24 protein-coding genes, 1 tRNA gene and 1 pseudogene are annotated in these 24971 nt (G+C 38.2%); 24 read left to right on the top strand and 2 right to left on the bottom strand.

What is annotated here, in order from left to right:
* The first annotated feature begins 240 nt into the window (after window positions 1–240).
* The 12 genes and pseudogenes from bcd (at window position 241) to CEF18_RS11290 (ending at window position 11163) form a co-directional block, all read left to right on the top strand.
* Window positions 241–1341, top strand: coding sequence for a branched-chain amino acid dehydrogenase (gene bcd, locus CEF18_RS11340; protein WP_110936575.1), 1101 nt, complete (start codon window positions 241–243; stop codon window positions 1339–1341).
* 115 nt (window positions 1342–1456) lie between these two features.
* Window positions 1457–1629 (top strand): annotated as a pseudogene (locus CEF18_RS26455) (butyrate kinase); the annotation flags it as partial.
* A 177-nt stretch (window positions 1630–1806) separates the two neighbouring features.
* Window positions 1807–3231 (top strand): dihydrolipoyl dehydrogenase, encoded by a 1425-nt coding sequence (gene lpdA, locus CEF18_RS11335; RefSeq protein WP_110936574.1) that lies wholly within the window; start codon window positions 1807–1809, stop codon window positions 3229–3231.
* An 85-nt stretch (window positions 3232–3316) separates the two neighbouring features.
* The gene (locus tag CEF18_RS11330; protein WP_110936573.1) at window positions 3317–4312 is read left to right on the top strand and encodes a thiamine pyrophosphate-dependent dehydrogenase E1 component subunit alpha; all 996 of its coding nucleotides are present in this window, start codon (window positions 3317–3319) and stop codon (window positions 4310–4312) included.
* Window positions 4313–4316: 4 nt separating this feature from the next.
* Window positions 4317–5300 (top strand): alpha-ketoacid dehydrogenase subunit beta, encoded by a 984-nt coding sequence (locus tag CEF18_RS11325; RefSeq protein ID WP_110936572.1) that lies wholly within the window; start codon window positions 4317–4319, stop codon window positions 5298–5300.
* A 17-nt stretch (window positions 5301–5317) separates the two neighbouring features.
* Entirely contained in the window at window positions 5318–6613 is a 1296-nt protein-coding gene (locus CEF18_RS11320) for a dihydrolipoamide acetyltransferase family protein (protein WP_110936571.1), read from the top strand.
* Window positions 6614–6829: 216 nt separating this feature from the next.
* On the top strand, window positions 6830–8029 hold the full coding sequence (locus CEF18_RS11315) for a metal ABC transporter solute-binding protein, Zn/Mn family (RefSeq protein WP_110936570.1): 1200 nt from the start codon (window positions 6830–6832) through the stop codon (window positions 8027–8029).
* A 372-nt stretch (window positions 8030–8401) separates the two neighbouring features.
* On the top strand, window positions 8402–8815 hold the full coding sequence (locus tag CEF18_RS11310) for a BrxA/BrxB family bacilliredoxin (protein ID WP_110937669.1): 414 nt from the start codon (window positions 8402–8404) through the stop codon (window positions 8813–8815).
* Between the two features lie 152 nt (window positions 8816–8967).
* A complete protein-coding gene (locus tag CEF18_RS11305; protein ID WP_110936569.1) occupies window positions 8968–9318 on the top strand; it encodes a hypothetical protein in 351 nt (116 codons plus the stop codon).
* A gap of 85 nt (window positions 9319–9403) precedes the next feature.
* Window positions 9404–9478 (top strand) — tRNA-Arg (locus CEF18_RS11300).
* Between the two features lie 155 nt (window positions 9479–9633).
* The gene (locus tag CEF18_RS11295) at window positions 9634–10602 is read left to right on the top strand and encodes an aromatic acid exporter family protein (protein WP_110936568.1); all 969 of its coding nucleotides are present in this window, start codon (window positions 9634–9636) and stop codon (window positions 10600–10602) included.
* 51 nt (window positions 10603–10653) lie between these two features.
* Window positions 10654–11163: a L,D-transpeptidase gene (locus tag CEF18_RS11290; RefSeq protein WP_110936567.1), complete on the top strand. Its 510-nt coding sequence runs from the start codon at window positions 10654–10656 to the stop codon at window positions 11161–11163.
* A 43-nt stretch (window positions 11164–11206) separates the two neighbouring features.
* Here the strand turns inward: CEF18_RS11290 and prli42 are convergent, their stop codons facing one another.
* Complete coding sequence (prli42, locus tag CEF18_RS27175; RefSeq protein WP_183040939.1) at window positions 11207–11293, bottom strand: stressosome-associated protein Prli42; 87 nt, start codon at window positions 11291–11293, stop codon at window positions 11207–11209.
* Between the two features lie 203 nt (window positions 11294–11496).
* Here prli42 and CEF18_RS11285 point away from each other — a divergent pair, with 203 nt between their 5' ends.
* From CEF18_RS11285 to CEF18_RS11265, 5 genes are all read left to right on the top strand, one after another.
* Window positions 11497–13140, top strand: coding sequence for an acyl-CoA mutase large subunit family protein (locus tag CEF18_RS11285; RefSeq protein WP_110936566.1), 1644 nt, complete (start codon window positions 11497–11499; stop codon window positions 13138–13140).
* A gap of 15 nt (window positions 13141–13155) precedes the next feature.
* Window positions 13156–13992: a methylmalonyl-CoA epimerase gene (mce, locus tag CEF18_RS11280; protein ID WP_407690416.1), complete on the top strand. Its 837-nt coding sequence runs from the start codon at window positions 13156–13158 to the stop codon at window positions 13990–13992.
* 1 nt (window position 13993) lies between these two features.
* The gene (locus tag CEF18_RS11275; protein ID WP_110936564.1) at window positions 13994–15541 is read left to right on the top strand and encodes an acyl-CoA carboxylase subunit beta; all 1548 of its coding nucleotides are present in this window, start codon (window positions 13994–13996) and stop codon (window positions 15539–15541) included.
* A 362-nt stretch (window positions 15542–15903) separates the two neighbouring features.
* Window positions 15904–17022 carry a M20/M25/M40 family metallo-hydrolase gene (locus CEF18_RS11270; protein ID WP_110936563.1) on the top strand — a complete coding sequence of 373 codons (1119 nt, stop codon included), beginning with the start codon at window positions 15904–15906 and terminating at the stop codon, window positions 17020–17022.
* A 113-nt stretch (window positions 17023–17135) separates the two neighbouring features.
* Window positions 17136–17636: a MarR family transcriptional regulator gene (locus tag CEF18_RS11265; protein ID WP_110936562.1), complete on the top strand. Its 501-nt coding sequence runs from the start codon at window positions 17136–17138 to the stop codon at window positions 17634–17636.
* Window positions 17637–17674: 38 nt separating this feature from the next.
* Here the strand turns inward: CEF18_RS11265 and CEF18_RS11260 are convergent, their stop codons facing one another.
* Window positions 17675–17863 (bottom strand): hypothetical protein, encoded by a 189-nt coding sequence (locus tag CEF18_RS11260; RefSeq protein ID WP_110936561.1) that lies wholly within the window; start codon window positions 17861–17863, stop codon window positions 17675–17677.
* Between the two features lie 211 nt (window positions 17864–18074).
* Between CEF18_RS11260 and CEF18_RS11255 the strand changes: the two genes are divergently transcribed.
* The 7 genes from CEF18_RS11255 to CEF18_RS11225 all read left to right on the top strand — a co-directional run bounded on the left by CEF18_RS11255 (window position 18075) and on the right by CEF18_RS11225 (window position 24854).
* Window positions 18075–19355 carry a DNA polymerase IV gene (locus tag CEF18_RS11255; protein WP_110936560.1) on the top strand — a complete coding sequence of 427 codons (1281 nt, stop codon included), beginning with the start codon at window positions 18075–18077 and terminating at the stop codon, window positions 19353–19355.
* 275 nt (window positions 19356–19630) lie between these two features.
* The gene (locus tag CEF18_RS11250) at window positions 19631–22000 is read left to right on the top strand and encodes a hypothetical protein (protein WP_110936559.1); all 2370 of its coding nucleotides are present in this window, start codon (window positions 19631–19633) and stop codon (window positions 21998–22000) included.
* Window positions 21997–22296, top strand: coding sequence for an EscU/YscU/HrcU family type III secretion system export apparatus switch protein (locus CEF18_RS11245; protein WP_183040892.1), 300 nt, complete (start codon window positions 21997–21999; stop codon window positions 22294–22296). The genes CEF18_RS11250 and CEF18_RS11245 overlap by 4 nt, the downstream gene beginning before the upstream one ends.
* Window positions 22297–22381: 85 nt before the next feature.
* The gene (fliS, locus tag CEF18_RS11240; protein ID WP_223292375.1) at window positions 22382–22804 is read left to right on the top strand and encodes a flagellar export chaperone FliS; all 423 of its coding nucleotides are present in this window, start codon (window positions 22382–22384) and stop codon (window positions 22802–22804) included.
* Window positions 22805–22824: 20 nt separating this feature from the next.
* A complete protein-coding gene (gene hag, locus CEF18_RS11235) occupies window positions 22825–23673 on the top strand; it encodes a flagellin Hag (protein WP_110936557.1) in 849 nt (282 codons plus the stop codon).
* A gap of 289 nt (window positions 23674–23962) precedes the next feature.
* Window positions 23963–24400, top strand: a complete 438-nt coding sequence (locus CEF18_RS11230) for a YaaR family protein (RefSeq protein ID WP_110936556.1) — start codon at window positions 23963–23965, stop codon at window positions 24398–24400.
* A gap of 22 nt (window positions 24401–24422) precedes the next feature.
* The gene (locus CEF18_RS11225; RefSeq protein WP_110936555.1) at window positions 24423–24854 is read left to right on the top strand and encodes an SRPBCC family protein; all 432 of its coding nucleotides are present in this window, start codon (window positions 24423–24425) and stop codon (window positions 24852–24854) included.
* The last annotated feature ends 117 nt before the right edge of the window (window positions 24855–24971 follow it).

Below are 24971 nucleotides of genomic sequence, written 5' to 3'. Positions count from 1 at the left end.
ATGCACTTTTTTGCACAACTTTTTTAAAGAATTTAAGATTATGTGAACGATTCTCTTTTGAATCAGAGTTGGCATAATAATTGCATTAAAGCTAAGTGTGGATTCTTAATAAAACGCAAAGCGTCTTTATTGACCCGGACAGGTAATGATAATGATAGATGCTGCAGAAAAGCTTTGAAAGCGAATGATTTTTCATCATCCTGTTAAAAATTCAAAAAATACCAGTAGGGGGAAAATAAAATGGAATTATTTAAGTATATGGAATCGTATGATTACGAGCAGGTTGTCGTATGTCAAGATAAAGAGTCGGGACTAAAAGCAATTATATCTATTCATGATACAACGTTAGGTCCTGCTTTAGGTGGAACTAGAATGTGGACATACGATTCTGAAGAAGCTGCCTTTGAAGATGCCTTACGATTATCGAAGGGGATGACGTACAAAAATGCGGCGGCAGGACTTAATTTGGGTGGAGGGAAGGCCGTAATTATCGGTGATCCAAGAACAGATAAGAATGAAGCGATGTTTCGAGCTTTCGGAAGATTTATACAAGGTCTAAACGGACGTTACATTACGGCAGAAGATGTCGGTACTACTGTGGAAGATATGGATCTTGTATATCAGGAAACAGATTATGTAACAGGTATTTCACCGGCGTTTGGGTCTTCTGGTAATCCTTCACCTGTGACTGCATATGGCGTTTACGTGGGGATGAAAGCAGCTGTTAAGGAGGCATTTGGAGATGATTCATTAGAAGGGAAAACGGTTGCTGTACAAGGTGTAGGAAATGTGGCTTATAATCTTTGTAAACATCTTCATGAAGAAGGAGCAAAGCTTATTGTCACAGATATCAACAAGGCAGCTGTAAACCGAGTAGTTGAAGAATTTGGAGCCGAAGCAGTTGATATTAATGATATTTATTCAGTAGATTGTGATGTTTATTCTCCTTGTGCATTAGGGGCAACGATTAACGATAAAACGATTCCTCAACTCAAAGCTAAAGTAATTGCTGGAGCTGCCAATAATCAATTGAAAGAAAATCGTCATGGGGATATTATTCAAGCAAACGGGATTGTCTATGCTCCTGATTATGTCATTAATTCGGGTGGGGTAATAAACGTAGCGGATGAATTAATTGGATACAATCGTGACAGAGCGATGAAAAAAGTTGAAACAATTTATGATAGTATTTCTAAAATATTTGAGATTTCCAAGCGTGACCGTATTCCTTCATACGTGGCAGCCAACCGAATGGCTGAAGAAAGAATTGAAACAATGAGGAAATCGAGAAGACAATTCTTATCCAATGAAATGAATGTGCTTAGTCGTGGAAGAGGATAGATAATGGAAGGCGGGGTGGTCTACTCCGTCCAATTCCAGTTGATACATACAAAGTAAATGCTTTAATGTTAAAGGATCTTAGAGACGAATTTTCGGGACAGGTGCATTGAATTTAGGCGGATTAGTCGCAGCCTATGGAAAAGAATTTGTCTATAAAATCATCTCTCGTGTAGAATGGTTATCAAGGTAATTGTAAAACCAGGTGAGAATGAAATGCAGGCTTTAATCCCAGGTATGTTAAGAGTTTTACGAGGATTTGAAGAAACAAAAGATTATTCCATTGTATAAACATCATATTTATTGGTAAAATCAGTGAATACAAATCTTTTTTTGAATTCTATTGATCATAAGACCGAATGTGTAAGGGGTCATAAGAATTTTCATTATCTCTCTGCACTTCGGTTAATATAATATTTTATCAATACTATTCTTTTATCTTGTCAAAATAAAGAATGGGGGTTTATCATGACTAAAGAATATGATCTGGTCATATTAGGAGCTGGTACAGGTGGTTATGTTGCTGCTATACGTGCTAGTCAGCTTGGTTTGAAGGTAGCGGTAGTTGAAAAAGAAAAACTCGGTGGTACATGTTTACATCAAGGGTGTATCCCAAGTAAAGCTTTATTACGAAGTGCTGAAGTATTTAAAACTGTCCAGAATGCAGAAGAATTCGGTGTTATGACAGAAAATACTTCGTTGAATTTTTTAAAGGTGCAAGAAAGAAAAGCCGCAGTTGTTGAACAACTATATAAAGGTGTTCAATATCTTATGAAAAAAGGTAAAATCGATATTTTTGAAGGATTCGGCAGGATCTTAGGGCCATCAATATTTTCACCTTCAGCAGGAACAATTTCAGTTGAAAATAATAGTGGTTCTGAGAATGACATGCTCATTCCAAAAAATGTGTTGATTGCAACCGGAAGTCATCCAAAGTCACTTCCAGGTTTGACGATGGATGAAGAACATATACTTTCTTCAGAAGGTGCTCTGCGTTTAGAAAAGCTGCCAGAGACAATTACAATCATTGGCGGAGGGGTTATTGGAGTAGAGTGGGCTTCGATGTTTGCAGACTTCGGCGTAGAAGTCACGGTACTTGAATATGTTGACCGCATTCTTCCATTAGAAGATGAAGACATATCTCAAGAGATGGAGCGAGCATTAAAGAAAAAGGGAGTCAACGTCTTAACCGCTGCGAAGGTGTTATCTGAAGAAGTAACGATAACAGATGGACAAGTCCTTGTAACTTTCGAACACGATGGAAAAAAGAAAACTGTCAAAGCCGAGAAAGCTTTGGTCTCTGTTGGACGTTCTGCTAACATAAAGGATATTGGTCTAGAGAATACAGACATCCAAGTGAAAAATGATGTCATCGCAGTGAATAAAAAATACCAAACGAAAGAATCTCACATATACGCAATTGGTGACGTGATTGGTGGACTACAACTAGCTCATGTAGCTTCACATGAAGGTATCGCTGCTATTGAACACATGGCTGGAGAAGAAGCACACCCTGTCATAGAAGAGTTCGTTGCAAAATGTACATACTCATCTCCTGAAGTAGCAAGTATCGGGTTAACGGAGCGGACTGCAATAGAACGTGGCTTTAAAGTGAAGACCGGTAAGTTCCTGTTTAAATCAATTGGCAAGTCGCTTGTTAATGGGGATAGTTCAGGTTTTGTAAAATTTGTATCCGATTCTAAAACAGAGGATTTACTCGGAGTTCATATGATAGGTGCGCATGTGACTGATCTGATTTCAGAAGCTGCATTAGCAAAAGTCCTGGATGCCACGCACTGGGAAGTAGCTTCAACTATTCATCCCCATCCAAGTTTATCAGAGATTATGGGAGAAGCTGCGCTGGCGGTAGACGGAAAAGAAATACACGGTTAATAAACAATTGGAATGCGTAATGGATTCTCATGTAAACAGACGACAAAAAATAGATAACTTTTAAAAACAAGGGGAGGTAGTTCTTATGAGTGAACTTCAACACCATAAAGCTGGATTAACTGATGAAGAAGTTTTGAAAATGTATGAAACGATGCTTTTAGCACGAATGATCGATGAACGAATGTGGTTATTAAACCGAGCAGGGAAAATTCCCTTTGTTATATCTTGCCAAGGGCAGGAGGCAGCGCAAGTCGGAGCCGCAATGGCATTAGATAAAAAGAAAGACTATATATTGCCATATTACCGTGACATGGGGATCGTTCTTCATTTTGGAATGACTGCAAAAGACTTGATGCTTTCCAGCTTTGCGAGAGCAGAGGATCCTAATTCAGGAGGTCGACAAATGCCTGGACATTTTGGTCAAAGGAAAAATCGGATTGTAACTGGATCGTCCCCTGTAACGACGCAAGTCCCGCATGCAGTTGGATTTGGACTGGCCGCTAAAATGAAAAAAGAAGATTTCGTCGCTTTTACCACATTCGGAGAAGGTTCTTCAAATCAAGGAGATTTTCATGAAGGCATTAATTTTGCCAGTGTGCACGATCTTCCGGTTATTTTTATGTGCGAGAATAATAAATATGCTATCTCAGTTCCGCTAGATAAACAGCTGAACATTGATAAAGTTTCCGATCGCGCAGCAGGATATGGTATCCATGGAGAATCAGTAGACGGCAATGATCCTATCGCCGTCTATGAAGCGATTTTCAAAGCAAGAGAACGGGCTGTAAAGGGTGAAGGCCCTTCGCTTATTGAGACGGTTACATACCGTTTAACACCGCACTCGAGTGATGATGATGATAGTAAGTACCGTGAAAAAACAGAAGTAGATACAGCAAAAGAACAAGATTCGATTCACACTTTTGGAGCATATTTAACAGAAATTGGCTTATTAACAAAAGAGAAAGAAGAAGCGATTCGTGCTAAATTTCGTATTGAAATTGACGAGGCAGCGGATTATGCAGAAAAGGCGCCTTATGCTGAACCTGAATCGATGATGAACCACGTTTACGGAGAGGAGTGATTATATGCCAGTAATATCGTATATCGAATCAATAACTAGAGCAATGAAAGAAGAAATGGAACGAGATGAAAATGTCTTTGTGCTTGGAGAAGATATTGGCAAACACGGGGGAGTCTTCAGGGCAACAGCTGGACTCTATGATCAGTTCGGAGAAAGCCGTGTGATGGATACGCCTTTAGCAGAATCAGCAATTGCTGGAGTTGCAATTGGTGCAGCCATGTATGGATTGCGTCCTATTGCAGAAATGCAATTTGCAGATTTTATTATGCCTGCAGTGAACCAAATTGTTTCAGAAGCAGCGAAGATTCGTTATCGGTCAAATAACGATTGGACGTGTCCGATTACTTTCCGTGCTCCTTACGGTGGTGGTGTTCATGGTGCACTATATCATTCACAATCGATTGAAGCGATGTTTGCAAATGTCCCTGGTTTGAAAATAGTTATGCCTTCGACTCCTTATGACGCGAAGGGTTTATTAAAAGCTTCTATTCGTTCAGACGATCCAATCTTATTTTTGGAGCATAAACGAGCGTACCGATTAATAAAAGGAGAAGTACCAGACGAGGATTACACGCTGCCAATCGGGAAAGCAGATATAAAACGTGAAGGAGAAGACATCACAGTTATTACTTACGGTCTTTGTGTTCATTTTGCATTGCAAGCAGCAGAAAGTCTGGCTGAAGATGGATATGAAGCACATGTATTAGATCTTCGAACAGTTTACCCCTTAGATCAAGAAGCTATTATAAATGCAGCTAAAAAGACAGGTAAAGTTCTTTTGATTACGGAAGATAATAAAGAGGGAAGTATTATTAGTGAAGTAGCAGCTATTATCGCTGAGAATTGTTTATTTGAATTAGATGCACCAATAAAAAGATTAGCGGGAGCAGATATTCCTGCAATGGCCTACGCACCTCCATTGGAGAAAAACTTTATGATTAATCCTGAGAAAGTGGAAAAAGCTATGCGGGATTTAGCGGAGTACTAGAATAGGAGGTTATATAGATGGTAACAGAAATTACAATGCCTCAATTAGGTGAGAGTGTTACAGAAGGAACGATTACAAAATGGCTTGTGAAGCCAGGAGATAAAGTGAATAAATATGATCCTCTTGCGGAAGTAATGACAGACAAAGTCAATGCAGAGGTTCCTTCCTCATACACGGGGGTTATTAAAGAATTAATTGCACAAGAAGATGAAAAAATTGATGTTGGGAAAGTTATTTGTTATATGGATGTAGAAGGACAAACTGTGAAACAGGAAGAAGATAGTCCCTCCTCTGAAGATAAAAAAACATCAGATGCTGTTCAGGAACAAACTAGTTCCTCACAGGAGGTTGAAGATTCCTCTCATAAAAAGCGTTATTCACCCGCTGTGCTTCGATTATCACAAGAACATGGTATTGATCTCACTGAAGTCAATGGCTCAGGAAAAGGCGGCAGAGTGACCAGAAAAGATCTGCTTGCGCTTATTGAGAAAGGTTTTACGCCAGAATCAAACGAAATATCCGAATCTTCAACCGCTGCTAAACTGTCTGCAAGAGACAGTGTTGCTGACGCTGAAATTTCGAACTATAAAAAGTCAGCTACTTCTTCTGACGATAGGGTAATCGAGGTTCCCGTAAGCGGGGTTCGTAAAACAATTGCTGAAAATATGGTCAAATCCAAACATGAGGCACCTCATGCATGGATGATGATCGAAGTAGATGTAACGAACCTTGTGCGCTATCGGGAAAAAATAAAAGGTGATTTTTTAAAAAATGAAGGAATTAAATTAACTTTTTTACCGTTTTTTATGAAAGCCACAATAGATGCGTTAAAAAAATATCCTGAAGTAAATTCGAAATGGGCAGGAGATAAAATCATTCAATATAAGGATGTTCATCTTTCCATGGCCGTTGCTACTGATAACGGATTGTTTGTGCCTGTCATTAAACACGCTGATGAAAAGAACATCAAAGGGCTTGCCCGTGAATTGAATGACATTGCCAAAAAAGCGCGAAACAATTTATTGAAGCAAGAAGATGTGCAAGATGGAACATTTACTTTAAATAACACAGGTTCCTTCGGTTCGATTCAATCACAGCCAATTATAAACTCACCTCAAGCAGCGATTCTTTCGGTGGAATCGATTGTTAAGCGTCCAGTTGTTCTGGAAAATGATGCGATAGCTATTCGTCATATGGTGAATTTATGCATGTCATTAGATCATCGTGTATTGGATGGTTTAATCTCCGGTAAATTTATGGGGCACATTAAATATGTATTAGAGAATATGAATGAGAATACATTAAATATGTAAAAAATTGAAAGATTCAATAGAGTGTTTTAATAACGCATAGAATGAGCGCGAGAAGCGTATCTTTCTGTGTGTTATTTTATTGTTCTTGGACTTCATAAATAAGGAATACATATTCAATCATGAATCGTAATCATTATTATTTACAAATCGTAATTTGTACGATATACTTCTGTTTGTGAATAAAACAAAACGTAATAGTTACGAAAGGGGAAGGAAATGAAGAAACGAATGATTATTTTTTCTGTTCTTTTAGTTACAGCAGTGATGTTATCCGCCTGTGGAGATAGCCAAAACACTGTGAATTCAAACAACAATGGGGAAGACGAAGCAAATGAATCTACCGAAACGATAGAGATTATGACTACGTTATTCCCTCTAGAAGAGTTTACAAACCGCATTGGCGGTGAGCACGTAAATGTGAATAACATCGTCCCAGTTGGAGCAGATGCACATACGTTTGAGCCTACTGCTAATCAAATGATCGAAATTGCTGAATCGGATTTATTTATTTATAATGGTGCAGATTTCGAGGGATTTGCAGATAGTATTAAGGATGCGGTTGACTCTCAAGAAGTGAAAATACTAGCTGCTTCAGACGGAATAGATCTAATTGGGTTTGATCATAGTCATGATGAAGCAAGCCATGAGGAAGAAAACAATCATGCACATGAGAGCAACGAAGAGAACAATCATGCACATGAGAGCAACGAAGAAAACAATCATGCACATGAGAGCAACGAAGAGAACAATCATGCACATGAAAACAATGAAGAGAACAATCACTCACATGAGAGCAACGAAGAGAACAATCATGCACATGAGGGCAACGAAGAGAATAATCATGCACATGAAAATAATGAAACAGACACTGAAAGCACGGAGCATGCTCATGGGGAAGAAGATCCTCATGTTTGGTTGGATCCAATCCGTTCAATCCAGCTTGCAGAAAATATTAAAGACGCTTTAGTGGAAATTAATCCAGAAATGGAAGAAGAATTTACCGGGAATTTTGAAGAACTTAAATTGGAGTTAGAAGAATTAGATGATTCCTTTCAACAAATGGCTAATGAAATAACTCAAGATACAATTATTGTTTCTCACGCTGGTTACGGGTACTGGGAAGAGCGTTATGGTATTAAACAATCTGCTATTTCCGGTCTTTCATCAACAAACGAACCGTCGATTCAACAAATTCAGGATGTAATCGATTTTATGGGTACTAATAAGATTAATTACGTAATGTTTGAACAGAGCATCCCTACAGATATTGCCGAAACAGTTCGGACAGAAGTTGGAGCGGAAGAGTTATGGTTACATAACATTGAAGCACTAACAGAAGAAGAGGTCGAAAATGATGAAGATTATTTTTCCCTTATGGAGCAAAACATTGAAACACTAAGAACAGCTTTACAATAAATACAACGGAGGTGACAGCAAGTTTTCATTACTTGCTGTTACTTTTTTAACAGGTGTATGCTTTCGATCAAAAGGACTCGAATCCGCTATAAGGGGACGCTTTGCGCGGGCAATGCTTCAGCCTCCTTGATAACAAAGCAACAAATTCATGGCTACACACGCTGCACGCCTGTTCTGAGAAAACCACTCAGCCCAGGCTAAGACAATGCAGCGGTTTCGCTCATTGCATATAGGATGTTCAAAAAGGTAAAAAACTACCTTTTTGAACATCCTATATAAATAATCAAACAATATATTGGTAAACAACCGTCTAACGATGTAAAATAGAATTACAGTCCAACTATAGAAAGGGTGTAACTTGTGGAATTTCAAATGTTTATGAATGATGTAGTGCAAGCTGCTCGTAACGATATGATTGAAGCTGGATATCAGCAACTGGAAAGTCCAGAAGACGTAGAAGATGTTTTTAATAAGCCAGGAACTTCCGTTGTTCTTGTAAATTCTGTCTGCGGATGTGCAGGGGGCATTGCAAGACCTTCTGCAGCCTATATGAAGAACTTCGAAATCAAAGCAGATAATTATCTAACTGTGTTCGCTGGACAAGACAAGGAAGCTACAGAAAAGGCTAGAAGCTTTTTTAAAGGTTATGCTCCTTCATCTCCTTCCTTTGCACTTTTAAAAGACGGGGAAATCAAAATGATGTTAGAAAGACATGAAATTGAAGGTCATGAACCAATTGAAGTAGTCCAAAAACTCGAACAGGGATTTGAGACATACTTTAAGTAAACCCTTTAAAATAACATTTTATTGAAGAGACGGTGGAAACCGTCTTTTCTTTGTGGTATAATATTTTCGGTCGACTGATTTCACATATAAATGCACGCTATCACGGAATTTTTCATACATATTAAATTTTAATATAGGTAAGGAGTGTTAGGATGGAAGAATTATATAAACAAATCCAAGTTTATTTGAAAATGGAAGAGGAAATTCCATTTGATGAGTTTGAAAATTATTATAAAAAGATTATTAAAACATTTAATGAACAAGCGGATCAGTTTGCAGAAGAGGACGTTTGGAAAGCATTATTTATTTCCGAAAATGTTATGTCAAACGCAGAAGACCGCTCAAAACAGGAAAAAGGACAAAAAGCGAAAAAGTTTGCCAAAATGTCACAAAGACTTACCTTGTGGGCAAAGAATTTTGCCGGAAGACTTGGGGAGTTAGGCTATAACGAAGAACAATTGAACGAGCGTTTTGAGAAAATGTTTGAAGAAAAAGCAGAGTAATCTAAAGAAATTGTTAGAAATGGTTGATTTTTTTGAATGAAGTTGCTATACTCCTATAGTGCGGATGAAGTTCTTCCGCACCTTTGCGCCTGTAGTGAAATGGATATCATACGAGATTTCGGCTCTCGCGTTCCGGGTTCGAATCCTGGCAGGCGCACCATATACATATATTAAAAAAACTTCAGTATAGATACTGAAGTTTTTTTTAATTAACAGCAGAGAACATATCGTTTTAAAAGAATATATAGTGTAGACTTACAAAAAATACGGATAGAAAACAAAACTGTTTTATTTAGTAGAAATCAGGTGAACTACATGTTTAGAATCGGTTATCGGACAGTCAAAACAGCAGTTGGGGCATCGATTGCAATCATGATTGCTCAAGCATTTCAATTAGACTTTTTTGCATCAGCAGGAATTATTACTGTTTTATGTATTGAAAAAACAAGACGTAAATCAATTTCTATATCCTGGGCTAGATTCTTAGCAGCATTAATAGGAATTGCCTTTGCGGTGTTGATCTTTGAAACGATTGGTTACACTCCTTTGAGTGTAGGAATCGTGTTACTAGTGTTTATTCCTACGACGCTTTTGTTAAAGGTCAAGGAAGGAATAGTCACAAGTTTTGTACTTATGATGCACATATATACAGTATCTGATTTTAGTTTTGAATTGTTTTTGAATGAATTAGCACTAATATCAATTGGTATTGGTATTGCATTAATCGCAAATTTGTATATGCCAAGTAAAGAAAAGGGTCTTGAAAAACTTCAGTCTGAAATCGAAGACTGTTACGGCAAAATATTTCATGAATTTGCAGCGTATATTCGTGTAGGTGATAACATTTGGGATGGCAATGAAATTACAGAAGCCACCACGATACTCCAAAAAGGTAAAAATCATGCTTTGCAAAATTTAGAAAACCATGTCCTCCGTTATGAAGATGTCTATTATCATTATTTTAAAATGCGTGAAAAACAGTTGGATATTATTGAACGAATGATGCCACTTTTAACATCTATGGACTATCAGGTTATTCAAGGTGATATGCTCGCGGATTTTATGGATGATTTGGCCGACGGAGTACATCCAAAGAATACGGCACATATTTATATCGAAAAAATTGAAGAACTTCGGGAATCTTTTAAAAATATGCCCTTACCTACAACAAGGGATGAGTTCGAAGCTAGGTCTGCTCTTGCACATCTCGTAAGAGAACTAGAACAATACTTAATGATAAAAGAGCAATTTAAACCAATCAAAGAATATAAAGTGTTTCGTTGAATAAGAAGCATTGAAATGATGGAGAATAAGCGTAAAAAGGACTGAGACTTGATGTTTTCTATCTTTCTTGCTGTACTATATGTTATTTCACCCATTTGGCCGTTAGGTGAGAATCCTCTTGTAGGGGATCCTTATATCATAGTAAAAACAACTTCTCACGAGCTTGCCTTTATAGATGATGGAGAAGTGAAGCAACAATTTGAGGTAGCAATTGGAAAGAATGGTGAGGATACCCCGCAGGGAGAGTTCACTGCTAGTGTAAAGGCAAAAAATCCTTATTATCGAAAAATGGATATTCCAGGCGGTGATGAGAAAAATCCACTTGGATCCCGATGGATTGGTTTCGATGCAAAGGAAACAGACGGCAGGGTTTATGGTATTCACGGGACAAATAGACCTTCTTCAATAGGGCATAATGTAACGAATGGCTGTATTCGATTAAAAAATGCAGATGTGGAAATATTGTTTGAAGAGATTCCATTAGGTACAAGAATTTTGGTTACATCCAGTGAAAAATCAATGGAAGAGCTAGGAATAGAGAACGGAGCTTTAAGCAGATAGAAAAAAGGGCAGCCAATTGTGGCTGCCCTTTCGTATGTCAATATTACAATGAGATTCCCATTAAAACAGTACCTAAAAACATGACAATAATCATCATGTACACGATTGCTTTTCGAAATTTACGGGGCATGTTTCTTCCCTCCTCTAACATTTCTCCTTTATATACTATAGTGTTATGAGCAATTTTTCAAGTAGATATGAAAAGAAAATCAAAGGAAACATGAGAATGACTGAAAAAAGAAAAGAAACACTTCATTCTTAAGGGGAGTCATGATATGTTATATTCAGATCATTCTTTTACCACTAAAGTAGGGCGTGAAGGAGGACAAAGCAATGGAAGAGGAAAAAAGTGAACTTCGAAAATGGCAGGAAAGCATAGAAAAAGAGTTAATCAACCGCCCTGAAAGAGAAAAAACATTCCATACTTCTTCTAATATTACAGTTAATAGAAGTCATTTTCCGAGTAAAATTGACAGCGCTTACATTAATAATATTGGTTTTCCTGGCGAATTTCCTTATACAAGGGGGATACGTGGAACGATGTATCGCGGTAAGCACTGGACGATGAGGCAATATGCGGGTTTTGGTTCAGCCAAAGAAACGAATAAACGATTTCGCTACTTATTAGATCAAGGGCAGACAGGATTATCGGTAGCATTTGATTTACCGACTCAAATCGGATACGACTCAGATGATCCAATGGCGCTAGGGGAAGTAGGAAAAGTTGGTGTGGCGATTGATTCGTTAGAGGATATGGAAATGCTCTTTGATCAAATTTCGTTGAACCAAGTGAGCACCTCGATGACGATTAATGCTCCGGCTGCTGTATTACTGGCAATGTATATTGCTGTGGCAGAAAAGCAAGGGGTTCCGACAGAAGAAATTCAAGGGACGATACAAAATGATATTTTAAAAGAATATATTGCTAGGGGCACATATATTTATCCTCCTAAAGCATCAATGAGACTCATAACCGATATTTTTGCATATTGTTCAGAGAATGTACCAGCGTTCAATACGATAAGTATCAGTGGTTACCATATACGTGAGGCTGGCTCTACTGCGGTGCAGGAGTTAGCTTTTACGTTAGCCAATGGAATAGCATATGTGGAGGCTGCGATCGCAGCAGGGCTCGATGTGGATCGTTTTGCACCAAGACTAGCATTCTTTTTTAACGGCCATAATGGATTTTTCGAAGAAATTGCGAAGTTTCGTGCAGCAAGAAGAATGTGGGCAAATATAATGAGGAACAGATTTCATGCAAAAAAACCGAAAAGTTGGCAATTGCGGTTTCATACCCAGGTGGCAGGATCTACTTTAACGGCTCAACAACCGGAAAATAATGTCGTTCGTGTTGCTCTTCAAGCGCTCGCTGCTGTTCTGGGAGGAACTCAAAGTCTGCACACAAATGGAAAAGACGAGGCTTTATCTCTACCGACAGAAGAATCTGCAAGAATCGCATTAAGGACGCAACAAATCATTGCTCATGAGACTGGTGTTTCCGATACAGTTGATCCTTTAGGTGGTTCTTACTTTATTGAGGCATTAACAGATGATCTTGAAAGAGAAGCACAAAAATATATTAAACAAATTGATGAAATGGGCGGGGCTGTGGCTGCAGTTGAAAAACAATACATGCAAAGGGAAATTCATCGTGCGGCCTATGACACGCAGAAGCGGTTGGAAAATCAAGAAGATATTGTAGTAGGGGTCAATAAATTTCAGGTTGGAGACGAACAACAACCGGATTTAATGAAGGTAGACGAAGCTTTTGTGGAAGCTCAATTAAAGCGTCTGACCGCTATCCGTAATCGTCGAAATGAAAAGAAGGTACAAGAATTATTAGGCCAGCTTAGGTTAGCTGCAAGAGGCACAGATAATTTAATGTACGTGATTATAGAAGCGGTAAAAGAATATGCAACGGTTGGAGAGATTTGCCATGCCCTTAGAGATGTTTTTGGAGAATATCAGGAGTAATACAAGGAGGAGTCTATCGTGGATAAGATACGGGTATTAATTGCTAAACCAGGATTAGATGGACATGACCGAGGAGCTTTAGTTATCTCTCAAGCGCTGCGTGATGCAGGAATGGAGGTTATTTATACTGGACTGAGACAATCACCGAAACAAATCGTAAAAGCTGCTATTCAAGAAGATGTAGATGTCATTGGTTTATCGAGTTTGTCAGGAGCGCACAATGTGCTTTTTCCAGAAGTGCTTAACGTTTTGAAAGAAAATGAAGCCGAGGATATTCTAGTTTTTGGAGGTGGAGTTATTCCTTTGGAAGATGTCAAAACACTTGAAAAAAAAGGCATTCTAAAGATTTTTACTCCAGGGACGTCTACAAAAGTCGTGGCAACTTTTATAGAACAAGCTGTCAGAAAACATCGCGGAGAATATACAGGGAAAATAGATCCACCAAAAAAAATTGATCATATAGGTATAGCCGTCCATTCTTTAGAAGAATCGACAGCTTTTTATGAAAATCATTTTCAACTTAAAGTCCAGGAAATTATTGAAGTACCGGAACAAGGAGTTAAAGTAGCCTTTTTACCGATTGGGAATATGAAATTAGAGCTATTAGAGCCGCTTGGAAATAACAGTCCTATCCATAAATTTTTAAATAAAAGAGGGGAAGGGGTCCATCATATTGCGTTGGCAGTAGATAACATTCAGGAGCGGTTAGATCAATTAAAAGCTCAAGGAGTGTCGTTAATTGATGAGGTGCCAAAACAAGGTGCTGCAGGCTATCCAATAGCTTTTTTAAACCCTAAAAGCACACATGGCGCATTACTCGAACTTTGTGAAACAAAGAAAGGGGGCGAGTAATATGGACATGTACGATAAAATTAACGAGTTATATGATAAGCGGCGAAAAATTGAGATGGGCGGGGGAGATGACAGAAGAGATAAGCAGCATAATAAAGGAAAGCTCACTGCAAGAGAACGCATTGATATACTCGTAGATGAAGGAACATTTGTGGAACTAAATCCGTTTATGGAACACCGATTTGATGAAGAAGGTATGAAAAAAGGGTCAGCACCAGGAGAAGGTGTTGTTACCGGCTATGGTCAGGTGAATAAGCGTAAAATTTTTCTTTTTGCACAAGATTTCACGGTTTACGGTGGTGCACTTGGTGAAATGCATGCTAAAAAAATAGCAAAAGTGATGGATTTAGCTGTGCAGAATAAAGCTCCTTTTATTGGATTAAATGACTCAGGAGGAGCACGCATTCAAGAAGGAGTGCTTTCTCTTGATGGATATGGACATGTTTTTTACCGAAATGCAATTTATTCGGGAGTCATTCCACAAATTTCAGTGATCATGGGACCTTGCGCAGGCGGAGCAGTGTATTCGCCGGCTATAACTGATTTTGTTTTTATGGTGGAAAATACGAGTCAGATGTTTATTACCGGCCCTAAAGTTATCGAAACAGTGACAGGGGAAACTATTTCTGCGGAACAGTTAGGCGGAGCATCTGTTCATAGTGCCAAGAGCGGAAATGCTCATTTTTCCTGTAAAACAGAAGAAGAAGCACTTCTTGAGGTCCGATCATTATTAAGTTATTTACCACAGCATCAAGGTGAAAAACCTCCTAAAACGGCTTTTAAGAAAAAAGAAGACTTCCTTTTTGATCTACTTGACCTTGTACCGATGGATCCTAGTAAGTCTTATGATGTAAGAGGTATCATTAAAGAGATTGTGGATCCTAACACGTTTAAAGAGGTACATAAAAAATTTGCTAAAAATGCAGTGGTTGGTTTTGCGAGAATGGAAGGATATTCGATAGGGATTATAGCCAATCAGCCGAAAGTGATGGCAGGTGGTCTCGATATTGATTCATCAGATAAAATAGCAAGACATATACGTTTTTGCGATAGCTTTCAAATCCCTCTTATTACATTTGAGGATGTAACCGGATTTTTTCCTGGGGTACAACAAGAGCACGGAGGGATTATACGTCATGGTGCTAAAATACTTTACGCATATTCTGAAGCGACTGTACCAAAGATTACCGTGATTACGAGAAAGGCTTACGGAGGGGCTTATGTTGCGCTTAACAGTAAAGCGATTGGTGCTGATATCGTTTATGCTTGGCCGAATGCTGAAATTGCTGTAATGGGACCTCATGGCGCGGCAAATATTATATTTGCAAAAGAGATAAAGGACAGTAATGATCCGTCTAAAACGCGCGAAGAAAAAATAGAAGTATATCGGGAGAAATTTGCAAACCCATATATAGCCGCGGCAAATGGGATGATTGATGATGTCATAGATCCGCGGGAGACTAGAATAAAGCTTATCCAAAGTTTAGATATGCTAGCTGATAAAGAAGAAACTCGTCCGCTTAAGAAGCATGGAAATATACCTTTATAGTTTTTACGTGTTTAGTTTATAAGGGACGTATAGACTCAGATCACGTTTTCTCTTAAGGGCGAATGTGGTCCTTTTACACCGGAATGTATAAAATTTTGGTGTATTAGAGATTGTATTTTCGCCGTACAGAGAGGCTCGAATCGGCTCTAGGTAGGACGATACCGTGATAGGGGTTCAGGCTCATCGATAAATCCGATCTATGTAACTCTATTATTTTGTAATGAAGGGTTCTTCATAGTTTTTTATCATGAGTACTTTAATTAATAGCATTTACTACCGAGATTTCTTTATAATTGGGAAGGGATCAAATAGTTTGCTACAATAACAAAGCAAACTATTTTCACATTGGAGGGAAATTACGGATGGTAAATGAACAACGATTGATCGAAGAGTTTTTAGAACTAGTGAAAGTGGATTCGGAAACCCGTTATGAACGCAAAATTGCAGATGTTTTAAAGAATAAATTTGAGAACTTAGGAGTGATTGTGAAAGAAGATGAAAGTACTGCTATTACTGGACATGGTGCAGGAAATCTGATTTGCACGTTAGAAGGAACTTTGCAAGTTGATCCAATTTATTTCACTTCTCATATGGATACAGTAGTACCAGGCAAAGGGATAGAACCCCTAATAGAAGACGGTTACATAAAAACGGATGGTTCAACGATTCTTGGAGCAGACGATAAAGCTGGCTTAGCAGCGATGCTGGAAGCTGTTCGTGTGATTAAAGAAAAAGAAATTACGCATGGAACGATTCAATTTATTATTACTGTTGGGGAAGAATCCGGATTGGTAGGAGCGAAAGCTTTGAACGCAGAGGATATCATAGCTAAGTATGGTTATGCGCTTGATAGTGACGGGGATGTTGGAACGATCATCGTGGCTGCACCGACTCAAGCAAAAGTTAAAGCAGTTGTACACGGAAAAACAGCTCACGCAGGTGTCGCTCCTGAAAAAGGTATTTCCGCAATTACCATAGCCTCTAAAGCAATTGCAGCAATGCCACTAGGAAGAATTGATGACGAAACAACAGCAAATATCGGTCGTATCGAGGGCGGAAGTCAAACAAACATCGTTTGTGATCGTGTTGAGATTCTTGCAGAGGCGAGATCATTGCTTCCCGGAAAAATGGAAGCGCAGGCACAAGCAATGAAACAAGCGTATGAAACAGCAGCGACTGAAATGGGTGGTAGTGTAGATGTTGATATCCAGCTAATTTATCCAGGATTTAAGCATATGGAAGGCGAACAGGTCGTTGAAATTGCAAAAAAAGCGGTTTCTAATATAGGAAGGCAGTCAACATTGAAACAAAGTGGAGGCGGCAGTGATGCTAATGTATTTGCAGGTTTTGGGATTCCTACAATTAATTTAGGAGTTGGTTATGAAGCAATCCATACAACGAATGAACGACTTAAGATTACGGAATTGGTGAAAACTGCAGAACTAGTGGTTGCTATTACCCAAACGGCCGCAAAGCAATAACAGTTAAAGAGGAGTTCGATGAGTGATCGGCTTATGAGAATGTCCTCTTTCTTTTTTTTTATGAAATATATGGTAAGATACTTGTAATATACTGTTAGAAAGAAGTGAAGAAGATGGAAGAAGCAATGCTGGAACATCGCATTTTAAATTATGTACGTGGGATAGGGAAAGCTTTAGAAGATGAGTGGCAATGTAAAGCAAAAGAGTTAGGTTTAACTTTTGCCGAACAGCACGTCATGTGGATTATCTATTCTAAGCATAAAATTTCTATTTCGGAAATTGCGACATTAGGGTTGTGGAACCGGTCCACAGTTATGCAAATGATGACGAGACTCGCAAAAAAAGAACTAATAGTCATGTCAAAGGACACAAAAGATTTGCGAGTTACATATGTTGAATTAACGGAAAAAGGAGATAGGAAGAGGGAAGAATCGCAACTTAAAGAGTTTAAAGTACTTAATTTCATTAAAGAAAAGTGGGATAATGATCCGGTCATGATGGAATATGTTGCGGAATTCAGCAGAGAATTTAATCTGCATTTTCATGGCAAAGAGTTTGTTGACTGGGTTGGGAGTGCTACGAAAAGTAATAGTACTAACTTAAAAGATAAATAGAATACTAATAGATGTAAGAAAAAAGAGCCCCACTCTCTTTATTGCAACAGGGTGGCAGGCTCGATGGTACCAAATTCTATTGATTCAAGAATTACTTCTTCGGAATAACCTATTTTGGATGAAAGTTGTCGTATGGTAGGTGATGGCCATTCCTTTCTTACGTAATCAGTCACTACCTCCACTACTCGGATTAAAACCAGATCATAAGTTCGGACAAATTGCGGCATAGTTCTGACCACCTCTCAACTATATTAATCATTATAATAACACATATTATAACTGGAAGAAAAGAAATAAACGTTCATATGTAAAAAAATGGAAAGCTCGCTCTGAATACTGAAGAGTGAGGTTTTTATTTTTTGGGAAACGTTTGTTCGTTGATTTATTTGTTCAAAAGAGGCAAAATAGAAAGAGAGATTTATTGAGAGCAGGTGTCAGATGATGGCTAAAGGAAGAGTGCTTTTTCATGTCGATATGAATAGTTTTTACGCCTCTGTAGAAGCAGCTTATGACCCAAAGCTTTTAGGTAAGCCTTTAGCCATTGCGGGAAATGCTAAAGAAAGAAGAGGGATTGTTGTGACGGCCAGTTACGAGGCAAGAGCAAGAGGAGTTAAACCGCCGATGCCTCTTTGGGAAGCATTAAAGAAGTGTCCCGAACTTATTGTACGGGAACCAAATTTTGACCGGTATCGTCAGGCTTCTAAACAAATGTTTCAACTATTATATGAGTACACACCGTTAGTAGAACCAGTCTCCATTGATGAGGGTTATATGGATGTAACTGACGCAAATATTTCCTTAGAAGCACTAGAACTAGCAAAACATATCCAAGTTCGCATAAAAAAAGAATTAGCGCTTCCCAGTAGTATTGGTATAGCCCCAAATAAATTCCTGGCTAAAATGGCTAGTGATATGAAAAAACCGATGGGAATCACCATTTTACGAAAGCGGGAAGTCAGCTCTGTTCTGTGGCCGTTGAAAACGATAGAAATGCATGGAGTTGGCGGTAAAACTTCAGAGAAATTAGAAAAAATGGGTATTTATACAATTGGAGATATTGCCAACGCTGATCCGGAAAAACTTCAACGGAAACTAGGAATAGGCGGAATGCGAATTTACGAAAAAGCCTATGGAATTGATGATCGTCCTGTGGATCCGGATTCTGTGAATGAATTTAAAAGCATCGGGAACTCCACAACATTACCAAAAGACACAACGAGTCAAGCTCTTGTCCGAAAAGTAATCATGAACCTTTCCGATTCTGTTGGACGTCGTTTACGGAGAAAAAATGTTTATGCCGGTAACATTCAATTGACGATTCGTTACCATGATCACAATACGGTAACAAGGTCACATAAGCTTATTTATCCGGTTCATTCGCACGATGACATCTTTACAGCCGCATGGGAGTTATGGGTGAAATATTGGAATGGAGATCCGATACGGTTGCTAGGTGTGACTGGAATGGATTTAGTTGAAAAAGGATCAGCATATAAACAATTAGATTTATTTGCCTATGATAAAGAGGAAAAAGAGGACAAATTAAACGGAATAGTCGATGCCTTGAGAAATAAGTACGGTGAGAGTGCATTATTAAAAGGAACCCAAATAGGAAAATCAGATCGAAGCGATCAGTTACGAGACAGAAAGAGACGGGGAACAAGTCTGGAAAAGGATTTTTTACGTAATGATTTATTTAATAAAGAAGAAGAGAATTAGCAAAAACGTCTACAGAATAACTGTTGACGTTTTTTTGTGAGATAAGAATTTATAAAATTGGCAGCTACCTTCACACCGCACGCATCAAGGGAAACCCACCCTTGATACTTAAAACATGGCGGTGGAAACTGACGCTGTATTTAATAAAAGACGGCTATGCCGTTTTTCTTACGTTGATTTGGCTAGCTACAGATTTCTTATATTGTCTTAACATCCTGCACCTATAAACCGATAATGTATATGAAAGTAGAGATGTATTGGGAGGAGAATCACCCATGGAAATACAAAATCAACAATTGAATATACAAACAAAAGGAAACGAACGTCCTGCTCAATTAAGAGAAGGCGATATATATAAAGCGAGAGTGGAATCAAGAATATCTGACCGAGAAGCTGTTTTATCGATTCGAGGACAAGAGGTTCGCGCAAAGTTTGAAGGGAAAGTTCCTGAAAACGATCGAATTAATATCCAAGTCCAAGAAAAATCAAATGACGGAATAAAAGTAAAAGAGGTTCAGGCTGATACTGGGCAATCAAAAGAGACGGCAACAAACAACCCTGGTGGACAATCTGCTGAGCGCGTATTACGGGATCTAGGACATAAGGAACCTAGTAAGGAACTTGTACAATCAACACAAAAGCTGTTGGATCGAGGGGTACCTTTAACGAAAGAATCAGCGAATGACCTGAAACAGTATTTAGAATCTGGACGTGGAACGCAAAAAGAACGAGGTCAAACGATTGAAATGATGGCACAAAAAAGATTGGAACCAAGTTCTTCTCAACTTCGGGCGGTGCATGAAGCTTTACATGGACCCAAAGTAACGGACCAGATAAAAGAGATGACTAAATCTGTGAATAGAGAGCCTGTTACTCAGACTGATTCATTGAAGGAAGCTAACCGGATGCCTTCGAGAGAAGCAGTTATACGCGCAATAGACAATGTTCGCAACAGTTTGCAATCGGGGCAAAATGTACGGCAATCGATCGAGCAATTACAGCAAGTTGTTCAGCGAACTGGTGACCTGAAATTGCGTCAAGAGGTAAATCAAGCACTTCGGGAAATGATTGTTACGCAAGCAAAAATAGGAAGGGAAGCAGCGGCAGATCGAATGCTTCAATTAACTCAGCAGCTACAGAAAACATCTCTAAGTAATCAAACACACTCAACTAACCAAGTGCAACAAAGTATACCTACAGTTTCCAATTGGCTCGGAATGATTGAAAATGAATCTGACTTATCAAAAGCAATTGCAACGGTTAAGTCAGAGATGCCACAGGCGAGCCTCTCTGCTCAATCCACCCAACAATTAAATCAAGGGATGTTACAAGCAACGGACCGCCTTGAATCAGGGAGAGAGCTAAAGGCAAGACAAATAATGGTAGAAACTCTTCAACAAGTGGAACAAGCCATTCCAAAAGAAGGACAAGCTCAATTAATAAGCGACTCTAAAACAGAGATGCAACAATATATGAAAAATGATTTTTTACAGTCTTCTCCAATATCGTCAAAAAGTTTTCTTGTAATAGAAGTAACTGAGCGACTAGCGCAAGCAACAGATCAATTCAAGGAATTTCAACGTGATATGTCAAAACAATTAGGTCGAATTGATACAATGATACAACAATTCCGGCAAAATTCAGTTCAACAAACTAGACCGATGCTTGAGAATGTTATCCAACAGTTGGATCGGTCAATTATGAAAAATGACTGGATGCTTTTTGCGGATATGAAGACAGAAAGAAAAATGTTAGGAGCTAGCAGTGATCTTGCTCAAGCAAAAAATTTGTTGGCAAAAGGGAATTATCAGGAAGCAAGGCAATTAGTGAGAAGTGTGCAACAAACGATGGACGCGATGCAATTTAAACCATCGAATCAACGGGTGCAACACTTTTTAACGCAAGAACAAGAATGGAGACAACCACAACCTACTGTGCATAGATTATCACAACATTTGGATCACGTTTCTCGGTCTTTCGTGACGCAAGAAGGATCTGGACGTCAAGTATTTGAAGGCGTAAGAGCGATGGGGATGAACAGGGAGACGGAGCTTGCACAATTACTTGCGGCAGGTAAAGAAGTCCCGCCAGATTTACAGCAACGGAACATGAAATCTATTTTAATGCAGTTGGCAAAAGGGGAAGAGGAAGGAAGCCGAAGCCAGCAGCAGGCTCAGCAAACACTTCAACATTTGGCAGGACAGCAATTAGTCAGTCGAAGTGATTCTCAGCAAAACATGCATACGTTAATGCTTCAAATACCCATCATGTTAAAAGGAGCAGCCGAGAATTTACAAGTATTTGTGAATTCTAGAAATGAAGGAGAACAAGTAGATTGGGAGAATTGTAACCTATATTTCCATATTGAAACGAAGAAACTTGGGGCGTTAGGAATTTCCTTGAACGTTTCTGACCGAACATTGAATGTGACGTTAAAAAATGATTCCCAGGATTTCAACGAGAAAGCGGAAGCAATAGGACAAAAATATCTAGATAACCTTAAAGAGGTTGGTTTCCATATCAATGCTATTAAAACGAGTACAATGTCACCAGCAGTAGAAGCGAAAAAAACAGCCGAGGCTCCGCAAGAAGAAACTCCATTGCTGCCATTTATGACGAAGGAAGGATTTGACTTTAAAATATGATGATCTCGAAGCATTTTAATCATGTAAATCGGCGAAAATTAAATGGTCCTTCTGCAGCGGTCATTCGTTATGATGAAGCAAATGGAGAGGAACCTCAAATTGTTGCTCAGGGGAAAGGATATGTTGCTCAAAAAATTATTGATCTTGCCAAGGAGAACAATATCCACCTGGAAGAGGACACGATGCTACTTGAAAATTTATTGGATTTGGATTTGGGAGACAATATCCCTCCTCAGCTGTACGCGGTTATTGCTGAAATGTTATTACTTATAGAAGAAATGGAAAGAAACTATTAATTATTTATAGGAAGTAACCGATAATACTATTAGAGACACGGATGGACACGAAAACATACATGGATGTGGCGATGTTTTCATGGAGGTGAACGAATTGATTTCAAAAGAAGCTTTACATAAAAAATCTCCTCAGGAAATTACGGCACTTCTGTATGAAGCCTGCCTAAATAATCTGGAAGATGCGAAGCAAGCTATAGATGAAAAAAACTATTTTGTCGCTAATGAAAAACTTCAAAAAACAAATGATATTCTCCAACGATTAGGGGCGGGGATTAACTACGAAGCTGGGATAATAGCAGATCAGTTAGATGTACTCTATAATTATTTGGCAGATAGGCTAGTAACCGCAAATTTTAAAAAAGACACAACTATTATTGATGAAGTTATCACAACTATTGAATCATTAAGTGAAGCTTGGGTGAAGGCATTAAAGTCAAACGATAATCCTTCTCAGAAAACATTGAAGATGAAAAACAGTGCTTATGAACAAAATATTAAGTACGAATAAATTTAAGGGGTGCTCACGTAATGAAAATCAATAATAATATACAAGCTTTAAATGCATACAGGAACTTGAATCAAAATCAAAACGCTACATCAAAAAACTTAGAGAAACTTTCTTCTGGTTTAAGAATAAATCGTGCTGCTGATGATGCGGCGGGGCTTGCAATCTCTGAAAAAATGCGATCTCAGATCCGTGGTTTAAAACAAGCAGAAAGAAATGCGATGGACGGTATATCTCTTATCCAAACTGCAGAAGGTGCATTGACTGAAGTTCATTCGATGTTACAGAGAATGAGAGAGTTAGCTGTACAAGGTGTTAATGATACAAATACACAAGAAGACAGAGAGCAAATTCAAAAAGAAATTGATGAATTAGTGAAAGAAATAGACAGCATTTCAGACAAGACAGAATTTAACACACGAACTCTATTAGATGGTAATGATAATAATTTATTCTTTCAAATTGGAGCCAATTCAGGTCAGAACGTTGAGATAAATATACCAGAAATGAGTTCTGATATCTTAGGTACAAACGAAGAGTTTACTACCACCACTATTAAAGACATTAATATTGCAAATGAAGATGAATATGCAGAAGGTGAAGACCCTATATCTGTTTTGGACAGAGCAATTAGTTATGTATCTGATACTCGCGCGCAACTAGGTGCTTTACAAAACCGAATGGAGCATACAATAAATAATCTTCAAGTGACCCATGAAAATCTATCGAGTGCAGAGTCTCGTATTCGTGATGCAGATATGGCCCTTGAAATGACGGAATTTACTCGGAACAATATTCTTAATCAATCAGCAACAGCAATGCTTGCTCAAGCCAATCAGCTGCCACAAGGTGTTCTTCAATTATTACAGTAGAATTCGACTAAGAAAGGCTGCCTCGGTAGTCTTTCTTTTATTTGTAGAGTAGGTTGCAATAGAAGGTTGCTGATAGGATACGATTAAAATACAATGCAATTGGATGCTTCTTTATGTTTTTTGATAAAGATTTATTGAAGAAACCCTTCCAAAAAGTTTACTTTGTAAATAGAATAAAGTTCAATACTCAAAGAAATTGATAGGATATATACAAGATGGTCTCTATCTAATTTAATAAAAATTTTATATAATGAAGAAACAATAACCACTTAAAGAGGAGAATTCTAAAATGGATGTGCAACGTGTTGGACGAGCCAGTTTAAATAAGATAGATCAAAAAAAAGCCAGTACGGAAGCAAAGGTTTCTTTTCAAGAAATTATGAAACAAGGTCGTAATAACGCTCAGTATGAAAAATTGAATGAGCTGCTGACTAAAATAGATGACCAAGGAAAAACGTTATCTGAATCGAGAACAATAGATGAACTTCGAAAGTACAAGCAATTGGTTAAAGAATTTATGGATGATGCTGTTAAACTTGGATTGAGTCTGGAGGAGCGAAAAGGTTTTAATAGACGAGGAAGGACTAAAGTTTACAAAATTGTTAGAGAAGTTGACCAAAAACTCTTGAATTTAACTGACGCTGTTCTTAATGAACAAAAGAAAGGATTAGATATCCTGAATATGGTTGGAGAAATACGCGGCTTACTCGTAAATGTTTATGCGTAAATAGAGGGAAAAGAGGCTGTCTATGTTTCGTCATACTTTTTATTATAAAACTGAGCTTCCACGTTCGATATCAGAGGTTTGGTCATTTTTTCAGACGAATGAGAATTTAGCTAGTATTACTGCTTTTCCAAAGATTGATATTCTTGGGGATAAAGACGTAAAAGAAGGAGCTTCGGTACATCTTCGTTTAGATTTTATTCTGCTACGGCTACACTGGAAAGGGAGGATTACTAAAGTAGTTCCAGAAGCTTATTTTATGGATGAAGGAGAGAAATTACCTTTTCCATTCAAAACTTGGCGCCATGTGCATGCATTTAAAGAGCTAGGTTCTTATAAAACAAAGATGATTGATCGAGTAGAATATGAATCATTCGTGCCTCCTTTCATTGTAAACCTTATGTTAAAAGGGATGTTTTCTGATAGGGAAAAACAGTTAAATAAATTTATGAATTAAATTTATTTGTGGAAATGCTGCCGCGTTTAATAAAATAGTTAAGCACCTCATTCATCGTGTGAAAAATGTGAGGTGCTTTTAGCATTGAGTTTTTATAATATTGGAAGCTTTTTAATC

It is taken from the genome of Salipaludibacillus neizhouensis, assembly GCF_002886185.1.
GTDB lineage: Bacteria > Bacillota > Bacilli > Bacillales > Salisediminibacteriaceae > Salipaludibacillus > Salipaludibacillus neizhouensis.
This window is presented reverse-complemented; position numbering and strand designations above follow the sequence as displayed.